Annotated in this window: 1 protein-coding gene; it reads right to left on the bottom strand. The window is 70.5% G+C overall.

The window, feature by feature from the left end; all coding sequences use genetic code 11:
* Positions 1 to 369 precede the first annotated feature (369 nt).
* On the bottom strand, positions 370 to 552 hold a 183-nt coding region (locus tag D1643_RS11970; protein ID WP_236643588.1), incomplete at its 5' end, for a hypothetical protein.

The raw sequence follows: 552 nt of genomic DNA on the forward strand, positions 1-552 counted from the left end.
CGTGGGGGGGCACGGGGCGTGGGGGGGGTGTGAGCAGCGCGCGAGGGGAAGGTGGAGGCATGGGGGCCGCAGGGACGTGGGGGGCGTGGGCCCTCGTGGGGTTGTGAAGTCGCGAGGTCGCGGGGCATGAGGATCGCGGGGGCGTGAGGGTCGTGGGCCCTTTCGGGGTTGCGGGATCGCAAGGGGGCGAGCGCGGATCGCGCTGAGGCCCAGGGCGGGCTGTTGTTTCACGTGAAACACTCGCGAGACTGCGCTGCGCCAGAAATCAGAGACAAAGTGGCCAAAAATGACGGTCTGACGACGCAGGCGGCGGGAAGAAGCCGAGCTGCCGCGGCAAAACCCCAGGTCGGCGTCGAACGCTTCTCGCCATCAAGTCTCCAACGCTCCGGGGAAGGCGCTTCGAGGGGCCGTTCTTGTCGTCAGACCGTCATTTTTGGCCATTTCACGCGGAATTCCAGCGCGCACCAGTACCCGCGCCCGCCGCCCGCGCGCCGCGCCGCCACCGACCGCGCGCGTCGCGTCCCAGCCGCTTGCCCGCCGCCGCAGCACGCC

Source organism: Enterorhabdus sp. P55, assembly GCF_009911695.1.
GTDB lineage: Bacteria > Actinomycetota > Coriobacteriia > Coriobacteriales > Eggerthellaceae > Enterorhabdus.